The sequence below is a fragment of the Mesorhizobium sp. M0088 genome, from assembly GCF_040322895.1.
Lineage (GTDB): Bacteria > Pseudomonadota > Alphaproteobacteria > Rhizobiales > Rhizobiaceae > Mesorhizobium.
Window position 1 is genome coordinate 38,176 of the sequence record NZ_JAMYUI010000015.1, and the last position, 17,542, is coordinate 55,717.

18 protein-coding genes and 1 tRNA gene are annotated in these 17,542 nt (G+C 64.0%); 11 read left to right on the plus strand and 8 right to left on the minus strand.

Annotated elements, in window-relative coordinates:
• Window positions 1-2: 2 nt before the first annotated feature.
• Window positions 3-878 carry a branched-chain amino acid ABC transporter permease gene (locus NKJ67_RS18855; RefSeq protein ID WP_127296621.1) on the plus strand — a complete coding sequence of 292 codons (876 nt, stop codon included), beginning with the start codon at window positions 3-5 and terminating at the stop codon, window positions 876-878.
• Window positions 875-1,909, plus strand: coding sequence for a branched-chain amino acid ABC transporter permease (locus NKJ67_RS18860; protein WP_352582350.1), 1,035 nt, complete (start codon window positions 875-877; stop codon window positions 1,907-1,909). The genes NKJ67_RS18855 and NKJ67_RS18860 overlap by 4 nt, the downstream gene beginning before the upstream one ends.
• A gap of 24 nt (window positions 1,910-1,933) precedes the next feature.
• Here the strand turns inward: NKJ67_RS18860 and NKJ67_RS18865 are convergent, their stop codons facing one another.
• The 4 genes from NKJ67_RS18865 to NKJ67_RS18880 form a co-directional block, all read right to left on the minus strand.
• Window positions 1,934-3,250, minus strand: a complete 1,317-nt coding sequence (locus tag NKJ67_RS18865) for a M20 family metallopeptidase (protein ID WP_256746007.1) — start codon at window positions 3,248-3,250, stop codon at window positions 1,934-1,936.
• Window positions 3,251-3,307: 57 nt separating this feature from the next.
• Window positions 3,308-4,213 carry a MurR/RpiR family transcriptional regulator gene (locus NKJ67_RS18870; RefSeq protein ID WP_127321151.1) on the minus strand — a complete coding sequence of 302 codons (906 nt, stop codon included), beginning with the start codon at window positions 4,211-4,213 and terminating at the stop codon, window positions 3,308-3,310.
• 170 nt (window positions 4,214-4,383) lie between these two features.
• Window positions 4,384-6,012, minus strand: a complete 1,629-nt coding sequence (locus NKJ67_RS18875) for a peptidoglycan L,D-endopeptidase MepK (protein WP_352582352.1) — start codon at window positions 6,010-6,012, stop codon at window positions 4,384-4,386.
• A 323-nt stretch (window positions 6,013-6,335) separates the two neighbouring features.
• A tRNA-Thr gene (locus tag NKJ67_RS18880) sits at window positions 6,336-6,410 on the minus strand.
• Between the two features lie 161 nt (window positions 6,411-6,571).
• On the opposite strand from NKJ67_RS18880, the gene NKJ67_RS18885 reads away from it, so the two are divergent.
• The 9 genes from NKJ67_RS18885 (at window position 6,572) to yacG (ending at window position 12,246) form a co-directional block, all read left to right on the plus strand.
• The gene (locus NKJ67_RS18885) at window positions 6,572-6,766 is read left to right on the plus strand and encodes a hypothetical protein (protein ID WP_127268678.1); all 195 of its coding nucleotides are present in this window, start codon (window positions 6,572-6,574) and stop codon (window positions 6,764-6,766) included.
• A 146-nt stretch (window positions 6,767-6,912) separates the two neighbouring features.
• Window positions 6,913-8,205 (plus strand): UDP-N-acetylglucosamine 1-carboxyvinyltransferase, encoded by a 1,293-nt coding sequence (murA, locus tag NKJ67_RS18890; protein ID WP_127268679.1) that lies wholly within the window; start codon window positions 6,913-6,915, stop codon window positions 8,203-8,205.
• 205 nt (window positions 8,206-8,410) lie between these two features.
• Window positions 8,411-8,845, plus strand: coding sequence for a DUF2948 family protein (locus NKJ67_RS18895; RefSeq protein WP_127268680.1), 435 nt, complete (start codon window positions 8,411-8,413; stop codon window positions 8,843-8,845).
• A 7-nt stretch (window positions 8,846-8,852) separates the two neighbouring features.
• A complete protein-coding gene (gene hisD / locus NKJ67_RS18900) occupies window positions 8,853-10,145 on the plus strand; it encodes a histidinol dehydrogenase (protein ID WP_352582355.1) in 1,293 nt (430 codons plus the stop codon).
• A gap of 6 nt (window positions 10,146-10,151) precedes the next feature.
• Window positions 10,152-10,637, plus strand: coding sequence for a UPF0262 family protein (locus NKJ67_RS18905; RefSeq protein ID WP_127271901.1), 486 nt, complete (start codon window positions 10,152-10,154; stop codon window positions 10,635-10,637).
• Window positions 10,625-11,095: an arsenate-mycothiol transferase ArsC gene (locus NKJ67_RS18910; protein WP_081738604.1), complete on the plus strand. Its 471-nt coding sequence runs from the start codon at window positions 10,625-10,627 to the stop codon at window positions 11,093-11,095. The genes NKJ67_RS18905 and NKJ67_RS18910 overlap by 13 nt, the downstream gene beginning before the upstream one ends.
• Window positions 11,096-11,182: 87 nt before the next feature.
• Complete coding sequence (gene infA / locus NKJ67_RS18915; RefSeq protein ID WP_006200926.1) at window positions 11,183-11,401, plus strand: translation initiation factor IF-1; 219 nt, start codon at window positions 11,183-11,185, stop codon at window positions 11,399-11,401.
• A 21-nt stretch (window positions 11,402-11,422) separates the two neighbouring features.
• Window positions 11,423-12,052, plus strand: a complete 630-nt coding sequence (locus NKJ67_RS18920) for a Maf-like protein (RefSeq protein WP_127269084.1) — start codon at window positions 11,423-11,425, stop codon at window positions 12,050-12,052.
• Window positions 12,049-12,246, plus strand: a complete 198-nt coding sequence (yacG, locus tag NKJ67_RS18925) for a DNA gyrase inhibitor YacG (RefSeq protein ID WP_127269085.1) — start codon at window positions 12,049-12,051, stop codon at window positions 12,244-12,246. The genes NKJ67_RS18920 and yacG overlap by 4 nt, the downstream gene beginning before the upstream one ends.
• Before the next feature lie 15 nt (window positions 12,247-12,261).
• Here the strand turns inward: yacG and NKJ67_RS18930 are convergent, their stop codons facing one another.
• The 4 genes from NKJ67_RS18930 to NKJ67_RS18945 are packed head-to-tail and all read right to left on the minus strand — an operon-like array spanning window position 12,262 to window position 17,479.
• A complete protein-coding gene (locus tag NKJ67_RS18930; protein WP_352582357.1) occupies window positions 12,262-13,635 on the minus strand; it encodes an alpha-glucosidase/alpha-galactosidase in 1,374 nt (457 codons plus the stop codon).
• A gap of 19 nt (window positions 13,636-13,654) precedes the next feature.
• On the minus strand, window positions 13,655-15,322 hold the full coding sequence (locus NKJ67_RS18935; RefSeq protein ID WP_352582359.1) for an ABC transporter ATP-binding protein: 1,668 nt from the start codon (window positions 15,320-15,322) through the stop codon (window positions 13,655-13,657).
• A gap of 9 nt (window positions 15,323-15,331) precedes the next feature.
• Window positions 15,332-16,471, minus strand: coding sequence for an ABC transporter permease (locus NKJ67_RS18940; RefSeq protein WP_352582361.1), 1,140 nt, complete (start codon window positions 16,469-16,471; stop codon window positions 15,332-15,334).
• The gene (locus NKJ67_RS18945) at window positions 16,472-17,479 is read right to left on the minus strand and encodes an ABC transporter permease (protein ID WP_352582363.1); all 1,008 of its coding nucleotides are present in this window, start codon (window positions 17,477-17,479) and stop codon (window positions 16,472-16,474) included.
• Window positions 17,480-17,542 lie beyond the last annotated feature (63 nt).

The window sequence follows — 17,542 nt, forward strand, 5'->3', positions numbered from 1 at the left end:
AGATGAGCGCATTGGCGGAAATCCTGTTCGGCGGCCTGTTCCAGGGCTCGCTCTACGCCATGATGGCGGTCGGGCTAGCGCTCGTCTGGACGACGATCGGCGTGTTCAATTTCAGCCATGGCGTGTTCATGATGCTGGGCGCCTACATCGCCTGGCAGCTGGTCGAACTCGGCCTGCCGGCGGCGGTCGCCTTTCCGATCGCCGTCGTCGTCATGGCCGGCGTCGGCTGGATCCTGCAGGCGAGCGTCGTGCGGCCGCTGATCGGCCGACCCAACATCGTGCTGGTCGTCGTCATCACCACGCTGGCGGCCGGGTCGCTGATCGAGAACGGCGCGCTGACCATCTGGGGACCGCGCTCGAAACAGATCCCGGCGCTGATCGCCGGCAACGCCACCATCGGGGGCGTCGGCGTCTCCCTGCACCAGATCGCCATCATCGTGATCACGCCGCTGATCCTGGCCGCACTTTGGGTGTTCCTCAACCGCACGCGGCTGGGACTGGCGCTGCGCGCCGTGGCGCAGAACGAAGATGCCAGCCATCTTGTCGGGCTGAACGTCACCGCGCTCTATGGGCTGGCCTTCGCCATCGCCGCTTCGCTGGCCGGGCTCGCCGGCATCTTCATGGGCGGCTACCGTTTCATGTCGCCGGTGATGGGCAGCGACCCGCTGCTCAAGGCGCTGATCGTCGTCGTTTTCGGCGGCATATCGAGCATATCGGGTCCGATCTTCGCCGCCTATCTGATCGGCTTCTTCGAGGCCGCCTGCAGCTATTATTTCGGCTTGTACTGGACGCCGGCACTGCTGTTCGGCGTGCTCATCCTGACCCTGATGGTGCGCCCCGAGGGCATCTTTGCCAGCCGCTCCCGAGGCCTAGCATGACCGACACGACATCGCTGATCGCGCCTGGCCACGCCAAGGCGGCAACCCCGATCGCTCCAGGCCGCACGCCGTGGAAGCAGGAGGCCATCGGCTTCGTGCTCGGCTTCGCCCTGCTGGCGCTGCTGCCGCTGATCTTCGGTGACACCTATGCCCGCCACATCCTGATCATGGCCTTCATCTATGCGATCGTCGCCTCGAACTGGGACCTCAGCCTCGGTTATGGCGGCGTCTTCAATTTCGGCCATCTGGCGCTGTTCGGCATCGGCGTCTATGCCTACAGCCTGCTGACCAAGCTGGCCGAATTCGACCCGTGGATCGCGCTGTTTGCCAGCGGTGTCATCGCAACCCTGGCGGCGATCCTGGTGACCATCCCGATCCTGCGGCTGAAGGGCATCTACATCATCCTGGTCACTTTCGGCTTCGCGCAGCTGGTGATGCAGGTGATCATCAGCCAGTCCGCCATCACCGGCGGCACGCAAGGGCTGGTGCGCATTCCCGGACTCTATATCTTCGACCACAACATGGTCCGCGACGGCAAATCAGCCTATTTCTACATCGCGCTGGCACTGCTGGTGGCAAGTACGCTGTTCCTGCGCGTGTTTGTGCGCTCACGCGCCGGGGCCAGTATCGTCGCCTTGCGCGACAATGAGGAATACGCCGTCAGCCGCGGCGTCTCGATCGTGCGCCAGCGCATGCTGACGCTTGCCGCGAGCGCCTTCTTCACCGGCATCGCCGGCGCCTTTTACGCCGCCTACCAGCGCAATGCCTCGATCGATGTCTTCGGCATGAGTCTCGCGACCATCATCCTGTCGATGGTGCTGCTTGGCGGCACCAGCACCATCTACGGCGCCATCATCGCCTCCTTCGTGCTGACGATCTTCGCCGAATGGATGGCCGATTTCGGCGCGTGGCGGCCGATGATCACGGCGGTGCTGATCATCGGCGTGATGCTGGCCTACCCGAGCGGCCTGGTCGGCATGATCAAGGCTTCATGGGGCGCCGTCGCCGGACGCCTGAAACGCCCGGCCTGACCGTTTCGGAATAGCGGCTCCGCCTCAGCGGATGCCGCACCAGTCGATGACCGAAGCGGCGATCACCTTGGCGGTCTCGACCACCGATTCGACCTCGACATATTCGTCGGAACCGTGAAACCCGTCGCCTGAGGGGCCGAAGATGACACCGTCGACGCCCGCGCCGGCATAGTGCGCGGCATCGCACACGGCGACGAAGCCGCGCGCCTGCGGCGCCTTGCCGACCATGGCCTTGCGCTTCATCAGCGATGTCACCAGCGGATGATCGACCGGCGTGTTCATCGGCGGGAAATACAGCCCGCCGAGCTCCCATTGGATCGCAGGCGGGTTGTCGCGCAGCCACGCATCGGTCTGGGCGAAATGGTGGACGAACGTCTCGAAATCGCGGCGGTAGTCGGCCGAGTTCTCATCGGGCAGGAATTTCATGTCGAGATCGAGCACCGCGACGTCGGGAATGATGGCCGGGTTGGTCATGACGGTCGGCAGGCCGTGCTGGCCAAGGCCGGTTCCGCCATGCATGACGCCGATGTTGATCGTGTTCATGCCGAGCGGCAGCAGCGGATGCGATTTCGCCCGCGTCCGATCCAGCTCATACTGGCGCACGGCGGCGATGAAGCGGGCGGCGATCTCAATGGCGTTGACGCCCGGCTCAAGCCGGTCCTTGTCGTGGCGCTGCGGATAGATCTCGTTGTAGCGCAGCGCCGAATGGGCGTTGCGCCCGCGGATCGTCACCCGCGCCCATTCAAGCCCGCCTTCGACCGGCAGGACATCGCCCCAGGTCGGTTCGGCGACCAGCACCGCCTTGGCGAGCTTGCCCTTCTTCACCGCGTCCATGGCGCCGAAGCCGCCGGCTTCCTCGTCGACGACCGAGTGGATGGCGAGCCGGCCCTGCAGCGTGATGCCCGCCTTGCGGATCGCGCGCGCGGCGGCGATGCAAGCGGCGACGCCGCCCTTCATGTCGACGGCGCCGCGGCCATAGAGGCGGCCATTGGTGATCTCGCCGCCGAACGGATCGACCGACCAGTCCTTCATCGCGCCGACCGGCACGACGTCGATATGGCCGCACAGGATCAGGCTGCGGTCCTCGTCTCCCGCCCATTCGCCGACCAGATTGGGCCGCCCGGGCAACGCATCCCATTGCTCGGTCCTGAACCCGTCCTGCTTGAGGATCGGTTCGAGCAGCGCCTGGACATCCGCCTCGCGGTTGATCGCCGGGTTGGGCTCGAATTTGGGATTGACCGAAGGGATGCGAACCATGTCGCGGGTCAGCCCGATCAACCAGTCGCGATCGGTCTCGATCTCAGCCTGCACGGCATCGATGATGGTCTGGTTGTCGGGCATTGTCGCTTCCTTCTCTGCGTCGCGGCGCTTTGCATCGCTGCACCGGGCGCAACGACACTATTTCCTTGTGGTTTTGGATTTGGCGGCGTCGTCGGCCGATGACGACAGGGCGGTATCGAGCGTGACCGCATTGGCGCTGCGGATCTTTTCGATGTCCTCGATGCGCTTGCGCACCCCGGCGCCATGGCCTTCCAGCGCGTGGGCAAACACGGTTTCCATCTGGGCAACGGCCGTCGCCAGCGTGTCGAACGGCGAGTTGGCGTCGATCGCGGCGACCATGGTCAGGTCCGCTATGTCAGATATCGGCGACAGCCAGACATCGGTGAACAGCAGGATGGAGACGCCGCGCTCCTTGGCCTGCTGGGCAAAGCTCACCACGTCCGACTGGTAACGCCGGTAGTCGAACACGACGAGGAGGTCGCGCTTGCCAAGGTCGATCAACAGGTCGAAATCGGCGGGGCTCAACGAACCGATGTCGCGCACGCCGGAGCGGAACTGCAGGAGGTAGCCGGCCAGCATGGAGGCGATATGCCGGCTGAACCGGCCGCCCAGCAGCACGACCTGGCCCTTGCTCTCCAGCAGCATGTTGACGGCGCGCGTGTAGGCCTGCACCGGCACTGCCGTGCGCGTGCGCTCCAGGCTGTCGGAAACCGAATGGAAATAGGCAAGTGCGGTGCCTTCGCTGGAGCCGCCCGGACGCTTGGCCTCCATCATCAAAAGCGGCGAATGCAGCCTGGATTCGACTTCGGTGAGCAGGCGTGCCTGGAAGTCGGCAAAGCCGACATAGCCAAGCTTGCTCATCAGCCGCGTCACGCTCGGGTCGCTGACGCCGGCGCGCCGTGCCAGCCGGGTCGCGGTGCCCAGCCCCGACATCGGATAATCAGCGAGCAGGACCTGGACGATCTTCTCTTCCGCAGAGGTGAACGCCACGGTCGTATTGGCCAGTTCTTCGCGGATCGACATTGTCATCGCCCATCGCCGACGGAAAGACGATTATCTTACAATTTCACACATGTTTGTCAAATTTGGAACTTCTCTTACAGAGCCATCGAGAGTTCGGCATGACTTGCTATCCCATGGCAGCCAAGCCAGTCGTGCAACACATCCACGTCGGCTCGAACGAGGGCTGGCGTCTATTTGAAGCTGGCGATGGGCAGGAACTTGACCGCGGAACCGGTGAAGCGCCGGTGATCGGAGGTCTGTCCTCGCGGCTGGAATCCATCGAGATAGATGTGCTCCGGCGCTGTGCGGATGAGATTGGCGGCAATGACGGGCGCCGCCGCAGTGCTAGCTCCGCCGGCGATGCCACGACCTGTCTCAATCGGCCGGGACAACGCTGCCGGCACGATGACCGCGGTGGCTTCGGGATCGAGATTTGGCTGGACACGGTCGGCCTTCGGGCTGGTCCTGACGCGATCTTCGGGCTTCGATTGGGCAACCGAGACCCGCTGGCCGGCCAACCCATTGTGGCCGTCATCGGCGTGGTTCAAGGCCAGCAAGGCAGCGACCGCATCGCCGGATTTGTCTGCTTCAAGCTGGCGCGTCGGGCTTTCCGGTCGCCATGTCGGCAACGGGATGTTGAACGCCACCATGTCCGGCGCGCCGCCCGCGGGACCGGCCGACTTGCCCGAGGGAATTTCAGCATCGGTTGCTGTTGGATTGGCCAGTTCGGCCCGCGCGGTGGAAGCGTTGGCTGCTGCAAGCGGCGCGAGTTGCGGGGTCGGAATGCTGGTCGTGGACCCGCTGCGCGGGGCGAAGGCTGGCAGCGGCACCGAGCCCGGCGCCATCGCCATGACGATCGCTTCAGGCGTCTTCCCCTCCGGTCCAATCGGCGATTCTTCGGCCCTATCGACGGAAGCCATCTGGATGTCGGCGCGCTGGGCATCCTGCGGCGGCACGATTGCGATGCCGGCGGGCCTGGGTTCAACGGACTTGGCCGGCTTGCGTGGCGCCGGCACCGCTTCGGCGACATCATCGGTCTCGTCCGCGCCGCGCCCACCCAGAAGCGTCGCCAGCAGGCCGCGCGCCGGCCTGCGTTGGCCGCCGTCGGCACTTGCCAGGTCGATGTTGGGCGTGCCGGCGCCCTTGCGCGACTTGTAGGCGGCAAACGCCTGCCCATAACCGGGCAGCGGTTTGCCGTCGCTCGGCACATGCAGCGTATTGCCGTTCGGGAATACCCTTGCGAGTTCCTGGCGGCTGATGCCCGGCCAATGCCGCACATTGCCGACATCCATATGTATGAAAGGCGAACCGGAGGTCGGGTAATAGCCTACGCCGCCGCCCTGCATCTTGAGGCCGATGTCGCGCAGCTTCTTCAGCGGCACATCCGGCAGGAAGAAGTCCATCGCGCGGCCAACCATGTGTTGGCTTTCCCGAGCCACGCCCTTCGAGCGGCTGCGCAGCATGGCGTTCGTCGCTGGCGACCGATAGGCGCTGACCACGTGGATATAGGCTCTCGAGCCGCTGGCGCGATAGGCCTGCCAGACAAGATCGAGCAGGCGCGGATCCATCTTCGTCGGTTCGTTGCGACGCCAGTCGCGCAGCATGAGATTGATCTTCTTCAATCCCGCCGGATCATAGCGCCCATTGCGCTTGAAGACGATTTCAGCCTTCTCGCCCGTATGGAGATGTTGAATCTTCAAAGCACGCGTCTCCGCGAACGCGCCGGTGACACACAGGCAAAGGAACGCTGCGATGATGGCAGGCAGTGTCCAAAGACGGGAAGCACGGGGGGCGTTTTGCACGTTTTCGCTCACGTTCATGCCTTGCACGCTCTTTTGTTTCGGGCGATTTCAGGTTCCCGCCCAGATGAAGAGCCTTTCAGCCCTCTTCCTGACAAGCATGGACTTGACCGACGCAGACAGGCGTCCATGCCACAATACGTCATGTCGATGAACAGCATCTTGGTTAATGAATCGTGTCTTGCCGGGAATGCGCTTCGGCTGGAGTTGCCTGTGGCAGCCATTTTCTGGAGCAATGCACCGCTGATGAGGTCCGCCAGCACGACGGCCGCGCCGTTCCCATGTAGCCGCCTCGCCCTTGCAAATGCAGAGGACGAATGTGCGGCAACAAGGATGTTGGAAACTGGTGCTGCGAGAGAGGATTGAACTCTCGACCTCTCCCTTACCAAGGGAGTGCTCTACCACTGAGCTACCGCAGCCGCTGATGGCGGGGCTTCTGCCATATCGAACCGGCAAGCGCAAGGCCAAGCGCAACGCTTCTGTGAAAGCCTTTGCCGGATAGCTTTTAATGACATGGCAGTGCCACAATGTTGGCTATCCCTGAACAGCAAGCTGGTGGGTCGCCGGCGGCGACGGGGCGATGGACGACAAGGCAATTCCAGTGAAAAAGGATGGTCCACCGAAAAACAGCGCAACAATCCGCAAGGATCGGCTGGCCGAGCAATTGCGCGCCAATCTGCAGAAGCGCAAGGCGCAGTCACGCTCGCGGCGGACCGGCGATGCCGACGAGCGGCCGGACGGGCTCGCTGCATCGAAGGAAATACAAAAAGATTAACTCAAATCGGCCACTCTTGGCCCGGGGTGGGCGAAATCCCATTTCTTGAACCAGCGTAATTCTTGAACCAGATTGGCCAATGGTCTAGACGGGCCGCTACTCAAACGATTGAACCGGCCCTTTTTGGCCGAGAGGGACGTTCTTCCATGGATCGCATCAGAATTGTCGGGGGCAACAAGCTCTCCGGAAGCATTCCGATCTCGGGCGCGAAAAACGCGGCGCTGCCTTTGATGATCGCCTCGCTTTTGACCGACGACACGCTGACGCTGGAAAACGTGCCGCATCTGGCCGATGTCGAGCAACTGATCCGCATCCTGGGCAACCACGGCGTCGATTATTCGGTCAATGGCCGCCGCGAGAAGCAGAATGAGGGCTATTCGCGCACCATCAACTTCTCCGCCCGCAACATCGTCGACACCACAGCGCCCTACGAACTGGTGTCGAAGATGCGCGCCTCGTTCTGGGTGATCGGCCCGCTGCTGGCCCGCATGGGCGAAGCCAAAGTGTCGCTGCCGGGCGGTTGCGCCATCGGCACGCGGCCGGTCGATCTGTTCCTCGAGGGCCTGCAGGCGCTGGGCGCCGATATCGACGTCGACACCGGCTATGTCATCGCCAAGACAAGGAATGGCCGGCTTGTCGGCAACCGCTACATCTTCCCGAAAGTCTCGGTCGGCGCCACCCATGTGCTGATGATGGCCGCGGCGCTCGCCAAGGGCGAGACGGTGCTGGAAAATGCGGCTTGCGAGCCCGAGATCGTCAACCTCGCCGAGTGCCTCAACGCCATGGGCGCGAAGATTTCCGGCGCCGGCACGCCAACCATCACCATCGACGGCGTCGAATCGCTGTCGGGTGCGCGCGTGCGCGTCATCCCCGACCGCATCGAGACCGGCACCTATGCCATGGCCGTCGCCATGACCGGCGGCGACGTCGTGCTCGAAGGCGCGCGGCCGGACCTGCTGCAGACGGCACTGGACGTGATCGCCCAGACGGGTGCGGAGATCACCCCGACCAATTCCGGCATTCGTGTGAGGCGCAACGGCGCCGGCATTTCGCCGGTCGACGTGACGACAGCGCCGTTTCCGGCCTTCCCGACCGATTTGCAGGCGCAGTTCATGGGCCTGATGACGATGGCCAAGGGCAAGTCGCGGATCACCGAGACGATCTTCGAGAACCGCTTCATGCATGTGCAGGAACTGGCGCGGCTCGGCGCTCATATCACGCTTTCGGGCCAGACGGCGATCGTCGACGGCGTGCCGAAACTGAAGGGCGCGCCGGTCATGGCAACCGATCTTCGCGCCTCGGTGTCGCTGGTCATCGCCGGCCTGGCGGCGGAAGGCGAGACCACGGTCAACCGCGTCTACCATCTCGACCGCGGCTTCGAGCGGCTGGAAGAAAAGCTGTCCAACTGCGGCGCGGTGATCGAACGGATTTCGGCGTAGCCCGCGACCTCGGCTCCTCTCCAGCAACGCAGGAGATTGGCGAGATCCTTCGCGGCAGCGTCCTTCTCCCCGTCACTATACGGGGAGAAGTGCCCGGCAGGGCGATGAGGGGCAGCGCAGACCTGCAGCTGTTGGTGCGGTTGCACCGATCGCCAAGACCGCCTAACAGAAGGCTGAACAATCAACCTTCAGGTGCGAAATCCGCATGACCGGCCTTAAGCTTATCGCGCTAGACGACCAGGACCTGAGCATCGTTTCGGCTCATGTCCAGGATGCCGTGCTGAAAGTCAGCGACCTCGAATTCCTGCCTGCGGCCAAGCGTTTCCTGCTGACCATGAACCGTTTCGTCTGGGAAGCAAAATCCGGCCTGTTTCGCCAGCACAATGAGCGACGGCAGGCCGTGCTGCATTTCGACCGCGTGCTCGGCGCCAAGACCAGCGGCATCGACCGCGACAAGCCTGCGGAAGTCTTGTCGCTGCTGGCGATCAGCTTCATCGAGATCAGCAAGCCGGCCGGCATCGTCGAGCTGATCTTCTCGGGCGGCGGTGCGATCATGCTCGACGTCGAATGCATCGAGGCCCGCCTTGCCGACATCGGCGGGGCGTGGGAAGCCACCTCGCGCCCCATCCACAAGGCCTGAGCGTCCGATGGCCATCACGCTTCGTCAGTCCGACGCCGATTTCGAGCAGCGTTTCGCCGCCTTCCTGTTGACCAAGCGGGAAGTGTCCGCCGACGTTGATGCCGCGGTGCGCGCCATCATCGCGCGCGTGCGCGCCGAGGGCGACGCGGCGCTAATCGACTATTCACGAAAATTCGATCGCGCCGATCTGGCTGGACTGGGCATCGCCGTTTCGGAGGACGACATCGCCCAGGCCTACAAGGCCGCCGACCCAAAGACGATCGAGGCGCTGGAATTCGCGCGCGACCGCATCCGCTCGCATCATGAGCGGCAGCGACCAAAGGATGACCGCTATACGGATGCCGCCGGCGTCGAGCTCGGCTGGCGCTGGACGGCGGTCGAGGCGGTTGGGCTCTATGTGCCGGGCGGCACGGCGAGCTATCCAAGCTCGGTGCTGATGAACGCCGTGCCGGCCAAAGTGGCCGGCGTCGAGCGCATCGTCATGGTCGTACCGGCGCCGGGCGGCATCATCAATCCGCTGGTGCTGGTGGCGGCCGACATATCAGGCGTGTCGGAAATCTACCGTGTTGGCGGCGCGCAGGCGATCGCCGCCCTTGCCTACGGCACCGAAACGATCAGGCCGGTCGCCAAGATCGTCGGCCCGGGCAATGCCTATGTCGCGGCGGCCAAACGCCAGGTGTTCGGCGCCGTCGGCATCGACATGATCGCCGGGCCGTCGGAAGTGCTCGTCGTGGCCGACGGCAGCAACGATCCGGACTGGATCGCGGCCGACCTGCTGGCCCAGGCCGAGCACGATGCATCGGCGCAATCGATCCTGGTCACCGACAATTCAGCCTTCGGCATCGCTGTCGAACAAGCCGTCGAGCGCCAGTTGCAGAGCCTGCCACGCGCCGAGACGGCGGCGGCGAGCTGGCGTGATTTTGGTGCGGTGATCCAGGTGTCGACCATCGACGCCGCGCTGCCGCTGGTCGACCGCATCGCCGCCGAACATGTCGAACTGGCCATCGACGACGCCGAGGGCTTCCTGTCGCGGATGCGCAACGCGGGTGCGGTCTTTCTCGGCCGCCACACGCCGGAAGCCATCGGCGACTATGTCGGCGGCTCCAACCATGTGCTGCCGACGGCGCGCTCGGCGCGCTTCTCGTCCGGTCTGTCGGTGCTCGATTTCGTCAAGCGCACGTCGATCCTCAAGCTTGGACCGGAACAGTTGCGGATCTTGGCGCCGGCGGCGATTGCGCTGGCCAAGGCGGAAGGCCTTGACGCGCATGGACGCTCCGTCGCCATACGGTTGAACATGTAGGCGGCGATGTCTGGCCCCGATCAAACCCGCGCCAGGCTGATCGATGTCGAACTCGATGAATCGATCGGCCGGTCGACACCCGATGTCGAGCATGAACGCGCGGTGGCGATCTTCGACCTGATCGAGGAGAACAGTTTTCAGCCCGTCAGTGACAGCGGCGACGGCCCTTACCGGCTGAAACTGTCGCTGGCCGAGCAGCGCCTGGTGTTTGCCGTGGCGCGCGAGGATGGCACCGCCGTCGTCACCCATATCCTGTCGCTGACGCCGCTCAGGCGCATCGTCAAGGACTATTATATGATCTGCGAAAGCTACTACGACGCCATCCGTTCCTCGACGCCGAGCCACATCGAAGCGATCGACATGGGCCGCCGCGGCCTGCACAATGAAGGTTCGCAGACGCTGATGGACCGGCTGTCCGGCAAGATCGACATCGACTTCGATACGGCGCGCCGGCTGTTCACGCTGGTCTGCGTACTGCACTGGCGGGGCTAGCCCTGGCACCCGGCGCCCTGCCCCGTTCGATCCTGTTCCTGTGCGGCATGAATGCCGTGCGCTCGCCAATGGCAGAGCAACTGGCGCGCCGCATGCTGCCGGCCACCGTCTTTGTCGCTTCGGCAGGCGTTCGCGCCGGCGAGCGCGATCCATTCGTCGATGCGGTGCTTGCCGAAGACGGTCTCACGCTGGGCGAGCGTCACCCAAGGACGATGGACGATCTCGAGGACGACTATTTCGACCTCATCGTCACGCTGGCGCCGGAAGCGCACCACGCCGCACTTGAACTCACCCGCTCGCTCGCTGTCGAGGTCGAATACTGGCCGACGCCGGACCCGACCGACGCCAGCGGTACCCGCGAACAGATCATGGCTAGTTATCGCGACGTGCGCGAGCGGCTGAAGGTGCGCATAGGCCGACGTTTTCTGCTTCCAGGAGCAAAAAACGCGACGGATTAAGCGTGTTCACAAGCGGACGATTATCATATAGGTTCCGCCGAAATTCCGGCCAGGGTGCTGGAACTACCATCCAAGCAAAGGTATCGAATGCCGAAGGAAGAAGTCCTCGAGTTTCCGGGTGTCGTGACGGAATTGTTGCCGAACGCGATGTTCCGGGTAAAGCTCGAAAACGAACACGAAATCATCGCCCATACGGCCGGCCGCATGCGCAAGAACCGCATCCGCGTGCTGACCGGCGACAAGGTTCTGGTCGAGATGACGCCATACGACCTGACCAAGGGCCGCATCACCTATCGTTTCAAGTAAGCAAAGCCCGACTGGTCCGCGATGAGCATTTTGCAGAAGCTGGTGCTTGCCTCGGGTTCGCCGCGCCGGATCGAGCTCTTGCAGCAGGCCGGCATCGAGCCGGACCGCGTGCTGCCGGCCGATGTCGACGAAACGCCGTTGCGTGCCGAGCATCCGCGCTCGCTGGCCAAGCGGCTGTCGAGGGAAAAGGCCGAGAAGGCGTTCGCCTCGCTGCAGACCGAAGCCGACTACGCGCCAGGTTTCGTGCTGGCCGCCGACACGGTGGTTGCCGTCGGACGGCGCATCCTGCCCAAGGCGGAAACCCTCGACGACGCTGCCAACTGCCTCGGGCTGTTGTCGGGCCGTTCGCACCGGGTCTATTCCGGCATCTGCCTGATCACCCCGGGTGGCAAGCTGCGCCAACGGCTGGTCGAGACGCGGGTGCGTTTCAAGCGGCTGCCGCGCGAAGAGATTGACGCCTATGTCGCCTCGGGCGAATGGCGCGGCAAAGCGGGTGGTTACGCCGTCCAGGGCCTCGCCGGCGCCTTCGTCGTCAAGCTGGTCGGCTCCTACACCAATGTCGTTGGCCTGCCGCTCTATGAGACCGTCGCGCTGTTGAGCGGCGAAGGCTTCAAGGTGCATGGCGGCTGGCTGGCGGGACCCCGGCTGTGAATTCCGATCCCAAAGTCACGCCCTTGCGCCCGAAGCGCCCCTGCCCCGAATGCGGCAAGCCCTCGGCGCGCGACACCTTCCCGTTCTGCTCGACACGCTGCAAGGACATCGACCTCAACCGCTGGCTGAAGGGCGCTTACGTCATCAAGGCTCGCGACGACGAGGAAGAAACGGACCCCGACGATTCGAAATGAGCCGGGCGCCGCCGATCAGGCGGCGGCCTCGCTCTTGCGGTTCGTCCGCGCCCAGGCCGGCAGCCAGTCACCGTGGGCGGCCAGGAGATCATCGACCAGGGACCAGATCTGGTCGAGATCGAGTTCGGCCGCGGTATGCGGGTCCATCATCGCCGCGTGGTAGATGTGCTCGCGGTTTTCCGTCATCAGCGCCCGCACCGTCAGTTCCTGCACGTTGATGTTGGTGCGCATCAGCGCGGTCAATTGCGGCGGCAGCTCGCCGATGCAGGTCGGCTGGATGCCTGAGGCATCTACCAGGCACGGCACTTCGGCGGCGCAATCGCGGGGCAGCGAGGTGATACAGCCATTGTTGCGGACATTGCCGTAGATCACCGACGGCTCGCCGGTCCAGACCGAATTCATGATCGACGAGGCATATTCCTTGGACTGCTCGACTTCGATGCGATCGGCCGAGCGATAGGCCTCAGCCTGTCCCTTCCAGCGCTCGATCTGTTCGATGCAGCGCTTGGGATACTCATCCAGCGGGATGCCGTACTTCTCGATCAGGTCGGGGCGCCCTTCCTTGATGAAATAGGGCGTGTATTCGGCGAAATGTTCCGAGCTCTCGGTGACGAAATAGCCGAGCCGGGTCAGCATCTCGTAGCGCACCTTGTTGGGGCAGCGCGGGTTCCAGCCGGGCTTGGGCGCGCGGCCTTCGCGATAGGCGCGCACGAGATCTGGGTAGAGGTTGCGGTAGGAACCGTCCGGCTGGCGATGCTCGAACTTCAGGTAGAACGCCATGTGGTTGATGCCGGCCGAGCGATAGCGGATGTCTTCGTAGGGAAGGTCGAGGTCTTCAGCCAGTTCCATCGCCGTGCCCTGCACCGAATGGCAGAGGCCGACCTGCCTGATGTCGGGATATTTCTCCGATATCGCCCAGGTGTTGATCGCCATCGGGTTGACATATTGCAGCATGATCGCCTGCGGGCAGACGGCGAGCATATCTTCACACACCTTCCACAGATGCGGCACGGTCCGGAGGCCCCGCATGATGCCGCCGACGCCCAGCGTGTCGGCGATCGTCTGGCGCAGGCCGTATTTCTTCGGCACCTCGAAGTCGGTGACCGTGCAGGGCTCATAGCCGCCGATCTGGAAGGCGACGACGACGAAATCGGCGTCGGCCAGTGCCTTGCGCTGGTCCGAATGGGTCTCGGTCTTCGCCTTGACGCCGAGCGTCGCGATCAGCTTGTTGACGACGATGGCGCTCTCTTCCAGCCGCTGCGGATTGATGTCCATCAGCGCGATCGTCGCGCCCGAAAGCGACGGGCGCTGCAGCACGTCGCCGACAATGTTCTTCATGAACACCGTCGAGCCGGCGCCGATGAACGTGATCTTGGGATTCCTTGCCATGCTAACCTCCGGCATATGTTCAGGCCACGTCGAAAGCGGCTCTGACGAGCCGTTCGGTGTAGGCGGTCTTGGGATTGGACAGGACGTCGTCGACGGGACCCTGCTCGACGATTTTGCCGTTCTGCATGACGATGACGCGGTGGCACAGTGCGCGCACCACCTTGAGGTCGTGCGAGATGAAGAGGTAGCTGAGGCCGCGCTCGTCCTGCAGCTTGCGCAGGAGGTCGATGATCTGCGCCTGGACGGAGAGGTCGAGCGCCGATGTCGGCTCGTCGAGCAGGATGAATTCGGGTTCGAGCGCTATGGCGCGGGCGATGGCGATGCGCTGCCGCTGGCCACCGGAGAATTCATGCGGAAACCGCGACAGTATATCGCCCGGCATACCGGCGCTGACCAGCGCGTCGCGCACCCGTTCGACCCGCTCGCGCCGCGTCGCCCCTATGCTGTTGACGATCAGCCCTTCCTCGATGATCTGGCCGATCGTCATGCGCGGGTTGAGCGAGGAGAACGGATCCTGGAAGACGATCTGCATGCGCGAGCGCAGCGGCCGCATCTCGGCACGCGACAGGCCATGGATCGGCTTGCCGTCGAAACGGATCTCGCCGCGCTTGGCGTCGATCAACCGGAGCAGGGCCTGGCCGAAGGTGGTCTTGCCGGAGCCGGACTCGCCGACCAGCCCCAGCGTCTCATGGCGGCAGAGGCTGAGGCTGAGATCGTCGACGGCGACCAGTTCTCGCCAGTCCGGCTTCAGGAAGGTGCCGTGGCGCAGCATGAATGAGACGTGCACGCCGCTCGCCTCGAGGATGGTGCCGCAGCCCTCCGGAAGGGGTTTCGGCTGCCCATGCGGCTCTGAAGCCAGCAGCCGTCTCGTATAGGGGTGCTGTGGGTTGGCGAACAGCCGTTCGGTGACGTTGTGCTCGCACATTTCGCCATGCTGCATGACATAGACGTAGTCGGAGAACTGGCGCACCACGGTCAGGTCGTGGGTGATCAGGATCACCGCCATGCGCAGCTCTTTCTGCAGGCTGCGGATCAGGTTCAGGATCTGCGCCTGGACGGTGACATCGAGCGCTGTGGTCGGCTCATCGGCGATCAGCACATCGGGATTGTTGGCCAGCGCCATGGCGATCATCACCCGCTGGCGCTGTCCGCCAGAGAGCTGGTGCGGGTACTGCTTGAGCCGCGCGGCGGGATCGGGAATCTGCACATGCTGCAGAAGTTCCAGTGCGCGCGCCCAGGCCTGCTTGCGGCTGACTTTGCGATGCACCCGGATCGCCTCGACGATCTGGCTGCCGACCGTATAGATCGGGTTGAGCGAGCTCATCGGCTCCTGGAAGATCATCGAGATGCGGTTGCCGCGCAGCTTGCGCCGGGCGCTCTCGGGAAATTTCAAGATGTTTTGCCCGTCATAGCAGACGCTCGATCCGGGCGACACGGTGGCGCGCCGCGACAGAAGGCCCATGACGGTGCGCGCCGTCACCGACTTGCCCGAACCGGATTCGCCGACGATGGCGATCGTCTCGCCGCGATAGAGCTGAAACGAGATGTCCTTGACCGCGTCGACGACGCCATGCTCGACCTTGAAGGCCACGGCGACGTTGCGGGCGTCGATGATGGGCTGGTCCTGGCGTCCGTCATGGTCGTGGCGGACGGTTGGCGCGAAGGATTCGGCGAGCGCGACGGACATCTCAGCACCTCAGTAGGGGTCTACGGCGTCACGCAGGCCGTCGCCAAGCGCGTTGAAGGCAAAGACGGTGACGAGCACGAAACCGACCGGCGACAGGATCCAGGGATAGGTGCCGATGACGGAATAGGTAGCGGTGTCCTGCAGCATCAGTCCCCACGAGATCAACGGCGGCTTGACGGCGAAGCCGAGGAAACCGAGGAAAGATTCGAGCAGCACCACGGTCGGGATCGCCAGCGTCACGGCGACGCTCACATGGCTCATCACATTGGGGAAGATGTGCTGCATGATGATGCGCCGGTCGGTGGCGCCGACCGCCATGGCGGCGCGCACATACTCGATCCGAGCCAGCGCCAGCGTCTTGCCGCGCACTTCGCGCGACATCTGCGCCCAACCCAATGCCGACATGACGATGATGACGAAAGCCAGGAAGACGTTGGTGGGAGCGGTGACCGGGATCAACGTCGTCAGCGCCAGATAGAGCGGCAGCTGCGGGAAGGCGAGCACCAGTTCGACGAAGCGCTGCATCCAGACATCGAACCTGCCGCCGAAATAGCCGGAGACCATGCCAACGGTGGTGCCGATGACGGTGATGATGAAGACGACCGTCAGCGCGATCATCAGCGAGACGCGCGAGCCATGGATGGCGCGCGACAGCACATCGCGGCCGAACTTGTCGGTGCCGAGGAAATGCACCGGCTGGCCGTCCAGCGAGCCGAACAGATGCCGATCTACAGGCACCAGCCCGAACAGCTTGTAGGGCGCGCCATGCACGAAGAAGCCAAGCAGCCTCGGATTGTCGTAGTCGGGGCCGACGACGGGTTGGAAGGTGACCGGATCGAGGTCCGCCGAATCGGCCAGCGCATAGACCCTCGGCCGTGCGGTGAAACCGCCGTCTCTGTCATGGAAGCTTGGCACCTGCGGCGGAGCAAAGCCGACATCCGTGACCTTCGGGTCCATTGGCGCGATGAACTCGGCGAACACGGCCATCACCAGCAGAAGCACGACGAGCCAGAGCCCGGCCATGCCGGTCCAGGAGCGCTTCAGCCGGCGCCAGACAAGCGCGATGTAGCTTTCGTTGCCGCGCGCCGGTTTGGCTACGATGGGTCCTTCGGCTGGCAGCGGTGGAGGTGACGGATCGCGTGCCAACATCTAACCCTCCCCGAACTGGCGGACGCGCGGATCGAGCAGGACGAGCAGCATGTCGGCGATGATGTTGCCGACGATCAGCGTCGCCGACAGGACCATCATGAAGGTGGCGGTGACATAGACGTCGCCGACAGCCATGGAGCCGACGATCGCCGGCCCGACGGTCGGCAGCGCGAAGATGATTGCCGTCTCGATCTCGCCGGTCAGCATGTAGGGCAGCACCACGCCCTGATACATGACGAGCGGGTGCAGTGCGTTGGGCACGGCGTGGCGCATGACAACGGCGGCGCCGGTCAGCCCCTTGGCCCTGGCCGTCTCGACATATTGCGCGTTCAGCGTATCGAGAAGATTGCCGCGCATGACGCGCATATTGTAGGCGAGGCCGCCGAAGGTGGCGATCGCCACGACCGGCCAGACATGCTTGACCAGGTCGACGAACTTGGCCCACGACCACGGCGCGCCGCCATATTGCGGCGAGAAGAAGCTGCCGATCTCCGACACATTGAACTGGAAGACCAGGAGATAAACGATGATCAGCGCCATCAGGAAGCGCGGCACTGTCATGCCGAGGAAGGAGATGGCCGACAGCGTCGAGTCGATCCAGGTGTATTGCCGGGTCGCCGCCCATATGCCGAATGTGATGCCCAGCACCGAGGCGAGCAGGTGGCAGACCAGCGCCAGAAGGAGTGTGCGCGGCAGGCGCTCGCCGACCACATCGGCGACCGGCTTGTTGTAGTAGAGGCTGTAGCCGAAATCGCCGCGGGTAACGATGCCGCCGATCCAGTTGAGATACTGGAGAGGCAGCGGCTTATCGAGACCATGCTCGATGCGATAGGCCTTTGCCTGCGCGTCGGCCTCGGCGAAGGAGGCTCCACCCTGGTTGATCGCCTGCGAGCGGATGTAGTCGGCATAATCGCCCGGCGGCGCCTGGATGATGGCAAAGGTGGCCAGGCTCAAAATGGCGAGGACCGGGATTGCCGACGCTATGCGCGTGAGCAGGAATCGCAGCATGGACGGTTCGTTTCCTTGTCTCGCCGATCGCGCCCTTGGTTGCGTCCGGAGGTTGGTTTGTCC